Annotated in this window: 8 protein-coding genes; 5 read left to right on the top strand and 3 right to left on the bottom strand. The window is 41.1% G+C overall.

Annotation, left to right across the window (positions count from 1 at the left end; translation table 11 throughout):
- A partial coding sequence (locus P20480_RS08280; protein ID WP_033025497.1) for a hypothetical protein occupies positions 1 to 766 on the top strand: 766 nt, incomplete at its 5' end.
- Positions 767 to 847: 81 nt separating this feature from the next.
- On the opposite strand, the gene P20480_RS08285 is transcribed toward P20480_RS08280, so the two are convergent.
- Together P20480_RS08285 and P20480_RS19230 are read right to left on the bottom strand one after the other, a co-directional pair.
- Positions 848 to 1,192, bottom strand: coding sequence for a rhodanese-like domain-containing protein (locus P20480_RS08285; RefSeq protein ID WP_006794223.1), 345 nt, complete (start codon positions 1,190 to 1,192; stop codon positions 848 to 850).
- Positions 1,193 to 1,197: 5 nt separating this feature from the next.
- A complete protein-coding gene (locus P20480_RS19230) occupies positions 1,198 to 1,386 on the bottom strand; it encodes a YgaP family membrane protein (RefSeq protein ID WP_006794224.1) in 189 nt (62 codons plus the stop codon).
- A gap of 131 nt (positions 1,387 to 1,517) precedes the next feature.
- Between P20480_RS19230 and P20480_RS08290 the strand changes: the two genes are divergently transcribed.
- Genes P20480_RS08290 through P20480_RS08300 form a run of 3 tightly spaced genes read left to right on the top strand, consistent with a single transcriptional unit; the run spans position 1,518 to position 6,164 of the window.
- Positions 1,518 to 1,820, top strand: a complete 303-nt coding sequence (locus P20480_RS08290) for an ArsR/SmtB family transcription factor (protein ID WP_006794225.1) — start codon at positions 1,518 to 1,520, stop codon at positions 1,818 to 1,820.
- A 5-nt stretch (positions 1,821 to 1,825) separates the two neighbouring features.
- Entirely contained in the window at positions 1,826 to 5,101 is a 3,276-nt protein-coding gene (locus P20480_RS08295) for an efflux RND transporter permease subunit (RefSeq protein WP_033025496.1), read from the top strand.
- Entirely contained in the window at positions 5,091 to 6,164 is a 1,074-nt protein-coding gene (locus P20480_RS08300; protein WP_008130032.1) for an efflux RND transporter periplasmic adaptor subunit, read from the top strand. Before P20480_RS08295 ends, P20480_RS08300 begins: the two co-directional genes overlap by 11 nt.
- Here the strand turns inward: P20480_RS08300 and P20480_RS08305 are convergent.
- Complete coding sequence (locus P20480_RS08305) at positions 6,157 to 6,834, bottom strand: nitroreductase family protein (protein WP_008130030.1); 678 nt, start codon at positions 6,832 to 6,834, stop codon at positions 6,157 to 6,159. The two genes, P20480_RS08300 and P20480_RS08305, sit on opposite strands and share 8 nt — an antisense overlap.
- Positions 6,835 to 7,021: 187 nt before the next feature.
- Between P20480_RS08305 and P20480_RS08310 the strand changes: the two genes are divergently transcribed.
- Positions 7,022 to 7,903 (top strand): ABC transporter ATP-binding protein, encoded by an 882-nt coding sequence (locus tag P20480_RS08310; RefSeq protein ID WP_008130025.1) that lies wholly within the window; start codon positions 7,022 to 7,024, stop codon positions 7,901 to 7,903.
- Positions 7,904 to 7,996 lie beyond the last annotated feature (93 nt).

Below are 7,996 nucleotides of genomic sequence, written 5' to 3'. Positions count from 1 at the left end.
TGGCATGCCACCTTATTTTAATGAGGATATAGACGCAGAATATAGAGCATTGCTAAAGCATGCTGGAGATATATTACCTAAAAGTGATTTACCTCTCGCGTATCTGCCGTTATTTTATCCTTTTAGTTTTCTTGATATTCACCCAACTAAGTTTAAAAGTGATAAAGATAAACAAGCGTTTGCAAACTTTAATTTAGGTGTTTTGGGTCGTAATTTTTTAAGTATAAATAAGGCACAACTCTCCAATTTACCTAACGTTACGATATGTAAAAAGCAAGCCTGCAAAGAAGAACGGTTAGGCTTAATTAACGACTTTTTAAAAGTAACGATGAATGAGCTTATTAAATTCAATCAGTCAAAAGATCTAAATCTTATTCAGCAAACAGACATGTTTGTTTATCGAATAAATAATACATTTTTCACGCCAGCTCAACTTGTTACTTATTATCCTTCTAAGTATGCGGGATTTGTTCCGTCAGCTAATTATAAAGTTTTTGAGTTAGGTGAAAACGAAGAGTTAATGACGTTATCAGCAGAAACTAAGCAAGTTAGGGAGTTAATGAATGCTTATAATGTTGCTGCTATCACTAAAAATGATGACAAGAGCATGAGCATAATTTTTGGAGGGGTGAGTGATAACCATTGGGGTGTCGTTGTTAATTACAGTTCAAGAATACCAACTCAGGGTGAGTATAACCACATGGGCTTAGAGTATGAAATTATTGAAAAAATAACAGAAACGCGCTTTTATTTTCAAACAAATTAAGCCCAACTTGAATCAGTAGACTCGACGATTTTTATCGTCGAGTCTACTAACTAAGGCCCTAATTATTTGGGTTTACCATAATTAAAAAGCTTCACACACTTGCGTTGCGTTACAAGTAATAACGGTGACGTTTTCATATCCTATACGTGTAATTGCTTCAGCACTTAATGTGGCGCGTGCGCCACTAGCGCAGTGCAGATAAATAGGGCGGGAAGCGTCTTTTTCTATTTCCATCAACTTCATTTCAAGTAAGCCACGCGGAATATTAATAGCGCCTACAGCAGGATTGGTAGCATGTTCTGCGGGTTCACGCACATCAATAAGTAAGCCCTTGTTTTCGATAATCTCTTGTTTTGCTTGTTCAGCGTCGATACGTCGTTGGTTAGGTGTAATAACTTTTAGTAAATCGGGGATAGAAGTAAGCATTATATTTATTCCTTAACGCCAAATTTGCGTAGTAGTGTAATCATAGGGCACCAGCTAGTGAAAGCCGATTGCATCAAGTTTAGGGCAATAAACACTGTAAAATATACCCACCTAGGATCGTGATAGGTTTGTAATAAAATTGAGATCACAATCATTATGCCAGCGATCAGACGAAGCGCATTATTGAGTTTCATTATAGTCGGTCACTTATCCAGTTAAATACCTAATTACTATAATCGTATTTCATATATTAGTAAATCCTAATATTAGACTTTTCTAATGTAACAATTTATACTGCGATCACATTAGATTATTAGAGCTTTATATGAATATTGATTTTACTGCTATGGCGGGGAACGTTGAGCAAGCAGAGCAGCTATTAAAAATTTTAGCTAATAAAAATCGTTTAATGATTTTATGTTCGTTGCAAGATACCGAAATGAGTGTGACACAGCTTAATGAAGCGGTGCCGTTAGCGCAGTCGGCACTTTCTCAGCATTTAGCTGCCCTTAGAAAAACGAATATTGTTGCTACTCGCCGTGAGGGGCAAACTATTTATTACCGTGTGATTGATCAGAATGCTATTCATCTTTTAGGCACATTGTATGGTTTGTTTTGTAAGGGGTAGAGGTAATGAACATGATTGATAACGCAGTAAAAAGCAGTTTAACGGGTCGTATTCCGGTTATTATTTTTGTGTTATCAATTTTGTTTGGCCTGTTTGCTTTAAAACAAACGCCTCGCGAGGAAGAGCCGCAAATAGTGGTGCCTATGCTTGATATATATGTATCGGCTCCGAATGTAGAAGCGCCCGAAGTGACACGGCTGGTGACTCAGCCTCTTGAGAAGTTACTTTCCCAGCTTGGCGGTGTTGAACATATTTATTCAACCACACAAACTGGTGCTAGCGTGGTGACACTTAGGTTTGAGGTGGGGCATGATCGTGAACAGGCTATTTTAGATACCTACGCCAAGCTTAATGGTTACCAGCATACAATGCCTTCTGTTATTAAAGATTGGCAAATTCGGCCCATTGAGGTCGATGATGTTCCCATTGTTATGCTTGGGTTGTACAGCAAAGATCCACAACTCTATAGCGATTACGAATTAACACGATTTGCAAACGAAATTGCGAGTGCTTTACAACGTATTGAAAACACCAGCGAGGTAAAAGTGATTGCTGGGCGTAAACGCACGCTCACTATTAATTTAAATGCCAGCGCGTTGGCTGCTCACCAAACAACTATAAGCGATGTACTTTATGCATTAAGTGTATCTAATCAACTTACGCAACTAGGCAGTGTTGTAAATGGTCAGCAAAAAATAGCTTTGCAAGCGGGTGACGTTTTACGTAATAAGTCTGCAGTGGAGCAGCTTGTAGTAAATGTAGTAAACGGTAAGAGTGTTTACTTACTTGATATTGCAAGCGTGATTGACGGGCCTGGCGAGAGCGAACATTACCAATGGCTTGCACAATCTTCTAATGATCAACAGTTACCCATGGTCACATTAAGTGTGGCTAAGCAAACAGGCACGAATGCCGTGGCGGTGGCAAATGATGTTCACCAAGTGATGGCCGAGTTATCACGCACGCTTTTACCGCCAGAAGTGAGCTACTCGGTATTAAGAGATTACGGGCAAACCGCCAATGAAAAAGTAAATAATCTAACATCAAGCTTAGTGTTTGCAGTATTTACGGTAGTGATATTTGTTGGGGTGTTTTTGGGCTGGCGACCCGCCATTGTTGTTGGGTTAGCGGTGCCTATTTGCTATGGCATTACACTGGCACTGGATTTTGCGTTTGGTTATACCATTAACCGAGTAACGTTATTTGCACTTATTTTATCGTTAGGTTTATTGGTAGATGACCCAATTACAGGCATTGATAATATAAGCCGTTTTTTAAATAAAAAAGGCAACAAAAAACAGCAAATAGTTGGCGCAATGAGCGAAATTCGCGGTGCGTTACTTATGTCTACGTTAACGATTATGGTGGCATTTATTCCGCTGGCATTTATTACCGGCATGATGGGGCCGTACATGGCACCTATGGCATTTAACGTTCCAATCAGCGTGATGGTATCCACCATTGTGGCGTTTTTTGTAACTCCATGGCTTGCGATGAAGTTACTCAAGCCCAATACAGATACCCACACTGAAATTGAGCCCCAAATTAGTATTTATCAAACGTTATTAAGCCCGCTGCTTGTCTCAAAGCAGCGCGCAAAATGGGTATTATGGGGCACATTAATTTTGTTTATTATTAGCGCCATGCTACCAGTTATGCGTTTAGTGCCTTTAAAGCTATTACCGTTTGATAATAAAAATGAGCTACAAGTATTAATAGACATGCCAGAGGGCACAAATTTAGAACGAACCGCAGCCTTTACCAAACAAGTGCAAACACTCACTTGGCAATTAAACGAAGTAAGTGAAATAGCAGCCTACGTTGGTAAGCCTTCAAGTATGGATTTTAATGCCATGGTACGTGGCTATTATCGCCGTGAAGCGACACATTTAGCAGAGCTAAGAGTGCTATTGATTGATAAATCTGAGCGCGAGCATCAATCACATGCTGTGGTTATGCGCTTACGTAAACAGCTCGCACCTTTAGCAAAACAAGGCATAGTAATAAAAGTTGTTGAAGTGCCTCCTGGTCCGCCCGTATTAAGTACTTTAGTTGCTGAGGTTTACCGAGATGATTTTGTTGATGAGCAAACTCATTACCAAGCAGCTAAACAATTAGCTGAACGTTTAAAGCAAGAGCCACACGTAGTCGAAGTGGATACCTCTATGGTTGCACCTTCACCTTTACAGCGTTTTGTAACCGATAAGAGCAAAGCGGCAATCAGTGCAGTTTCTACTCAAAATATTGCTCAATCGTTAAGTGTTGCAACACAAGGTGAAACCATGGGGGTACTTTACGTAAGCTCTGAAACTGAGCCTGTTGATATTAAATTACAGTTACCATACAGCGAACGTAATCAAATTTCGCAATTACTTGCACTGCAAGTCAGAGGTGATAGAGATTTAGCTAAAACCAGTGATGAATTTGGCTTACAAAGTGCACCTAGGCCATTAGTGTCGCTTTCAGAATTAGGTGAATTTACGCAACATCAGGTTGCTGACATTCGGGTTCGTAAAGATCAACGCGATGTAATTTATGTTATGGCTGAGCTAAACGGGCGAACGCCAGCAGAGATTATTGCAGACGTAAATGCTGATTTTAACGCCGAGCCTAACTATTTTGAAAAAACACCGTGGATAAACCGCCACTTTTTTAACAATGGCGGTACTGCACCATGGCAATTACCTAAAGGCACTCATGCCAACTTTAGTGGTGAGGGTGAGTGGCGTATTACCATAGATGTGTTTAGGGATATGGGAATTGCATTTGCCTTTGCGCTTAGTGCCATATTTATTATTTTACGTGTTCAAACACAATCTGCGAGCTTGTCGCTAATTATTATGTCGGCTATTCCGCTCACGGTCATAGGTATTATGCCAGGTTTTTGGTTATTAAATCAGTTTGGAGAACGTGCTATAGCTGGCGCTCCTGAGCCAGTATTATTTACCGCCACAGCAATGATTGGGATGATTGCCCTTGCTGGTATTGTGGTTCGTAATTCGCTTATTTTAGTTGAATTTATTAATCAAGCCCGAGGTCAAGGTATGGCTATAAAAGATGCGCTGATTGCTGCTGGAACAGTGCGCATGCGCCCTGTATTACTAACCGCAGGCACGACCTTATTGGGTAACTTAGTAATCACACTTGACCCGGTATTCAGCGGGCTCGCGATTGCGATAATTTTTGGTATTGTGGCGTCTACTGTATTTTCGTTATTTGTAGTGCCACTTGTTTATTATTTAGTGTTTGCAAGTTCAGAGGGTGAAGCGCATGCAGGGTAAATCAAAACTAATCGGCGCTTTAATCGCTTTATTGGTAATTATTATGGCTGTGCTTTACATGGCTGGTAGTTTTTCTGACCAACAAACTGCTGGTTTAAAAGAATCACAACAAAGTAATTATCAGGGGGAGCGCGTTACCATTTCGCTGCAAAACATCACCGGTATTGAGCAGGTACCGGGTAGTGTAATTGCTAAACAAAATACGCAAATTTCATCAAATGTTATGGCGCAAGTTGAGCAGCTAAAAGTACGAGCGGGCGATAAGGTCACTAAAGGCGATTTACTTATTACCCTCAAGCAAGATGATTTTAAAGCGGCGTTAGCACAAAGCGACGCGAATATTAACGCGGTGAAAGCATCGTTGACGCAAGCTCAAAAGCAATTAGTTAGAATGAGTGATTTAAATGCTAAGGGGTTGGTGCCTGTTAGTGAATTAGATGATGCTAAGGCTAAATTTGATAATCTCACTGCTAATTTAGCCGCCGCTCAGCAGCAACAAGCACAAGCAAAAGTGGCGCTAAATTATACTCAAATTATAGCGCCTATTTCAGGGGTTGTGGTTGAACGTTTAACCGAGCCCGGCGACACCGTAACACCGGGCAAGCCACTTATTACTGTGTATAACCCATTGCAATTACAGCTTGAATTTAATGTGCGTGAACAACAAGCTGTAAAATTAAAACTTGGAGATAGCTTAAATGTGGTTCTTCCATCTTTGGCAATAACAACACCTGCCGTAGTAAGCGAAATAGTCCCTGTTGCCGACAGTAGCGCGCGTAGCTTGCTTATTCGCCTAGACACGAATACACAATTAGGGTTAATTCCTGGGCTTTACGCACAGTTGCAGTTACCTACAAAAAGCGCTCAAGGTATTTTAATTGAGCCAAGCTGGGTACATGAATTTGGGCAATTAAACATGGTGTATGTACTAGAAAACGAAACGCCAGTTAAACGTTTCGTAAGGTTAGGTACAATGGTTAATAACAAGCACCATGTAATTGCTGGCCTTAAAGAGGGAGATGTACTTGCTATTGATTATTCCCCCTTGCACGGTATTAAATAAAACTGGCTATTTCATCAATCGATTTTTTATCTAGGGCGTGCATTGGTACTGTTGCATGCTCATCCGGATAGCCTGCAATTAATAGCATATAAGGGCGCTCGTTATCTTTATCGCGGCCACAAATGTCTGTTAAAAAGCTCATAGGTTTTGGGGTGTGAGTAAGTGTTGCAAGGCCTGCTCGGTGCAGAGCTTGTATTAAAAACCCCGTTGCTAACCCAACAGACTCATGCACATAGTAATTTGTATTTTTATCGTCAGTACTCACGCCGCCCTTTTTTTGACTAAACACAGCAATAAGCCAAGGTGCATGCTCTAAGTAGGGTTTGTTCGCGTCAGTCCCTAATGGTTTTAATGCATCCAGCCACTCCTCGCCTGCTCGCCCTTCGTAAAAAGAGCGCTCTAGCTTTTCAGCCGCGTCGCGTATTTGTTTTTTTACATCGCTACTGTTAATAGCCACAAAATGCCAAGGCTGGTGGTTTGCACCACTAGGTGCTGTACCCGCTGCTTTTATACAGGTTTCGATAATCTCTTTTGGCACTGGGCGGTCACTAAAACTGCGAATGCTATGGCGGCGCTGGCTTGTTTGTAAAAATTCATTTGCACGGGCTAACATTTCATCGTGTGAGTATTCTATAAAATCGGTCAATGGCTGGTTTTTATGTTCTTGCATGGCTTTTCGCTTCTTATCAATGGTGTGTGGTTTTTATACCCAGAGGCTCACTTCTTAGCAAGTGTTATTAGAGTGTGTTGCTGTTTATTTATTGTTACAAAGTTGGCCACAGCGTAACTTATGTTCCCGTTTTTAATGTGGTATAAAACAGTATAAAAATAATACTTACAATTCAAGGAAGTAAAAAATGCTATCAATAACAGGGTTATCAAAAACCTACGACAACGGCGTGCACGCTCTGCAAGGTGTTGATTTATCAATAGGTAAAGGCATGTTTGGGCTACTTGGGCCAAATGGTGCCGGGAAGTCATCGCTAATGCGCACTATTGCAACGTTACAATCTGCCGACGCGGGGGCAATTACCTTTGATGGTATTGATGTGTTTAAAGACCCACAAGCACTACGCCAACGTTTAGGTTACCTTCCGCAAGATTTTGGTGTTTATCCGCGTGTTAGTGCTTACGACTTGCTAGACCATATGGCTGTTTTAAAGGGGATTCATAATAAAGGGGAGCGTAAAGAGTCGGTTGAAGGCCTACTAGCACATACTAATTTATATCAACATCGCTCAAAAGCGGTAAGTGGCTTTTCGGGCGGGATGCGCCAGCGTTTTGGTATTGCTCAAGCGTTATTGGGCGACCCTGATTTACTAATCGTTGATGAGCCAACCGCAGGGCTAGACCCTGAAGAGCGAAATCGCTTTCATAACTTGTTAGTAAGCTTAGGCGAGCAAAAAGTCGTTATATTATCAACCCACATAGTAGAAGATGTGGCTGAACTATGCCCTAATATGGCGGTACTGGCTGGTGGTAAAATTTTATTAGAGGGTAACCCGATTGCCCTCACCGACAAGCTGCAAGGCCAAATTTGGCGCAAAGCCATGAGCCAAGAAGAAGCGCAAGAGCTTGAGCCACAGCTACCTGTTATTTCTAAACGCTTATTTGCTGGGCAAACCATATTGCATGTATTAGCGGAACAAGCCCCTGAAGGTTTTCAATCAAGCCATGCAAACCTAGAAGACGTGTACTTTTCTACTTTGCTCAATCATCGTAATAGCCAAGTAGCATAAGGAGGCGTTATGTTTTTTAATATGCTCGCGTTTGAGCTGCGCTATTTTGTGCGCCAGCCTTCGTTTTATATCATTTCATTAATGTTCTTTTTT

It is taken from the genome of Pseudoalteromonas sp. BSi20480 (assembly GCF_000241365.1).
GTDB lineage: Bacteria > Pseudomonadota > Gammaproteobacteria > Enterobacterales > Alteromonadaceae > Pseudoalteromonas > Pseudoalteromonas marina.
Note: the sequence above shows the minus strand (reverse complement) of the source record. Positions and strands in the feature narration are given on the sequence as shown.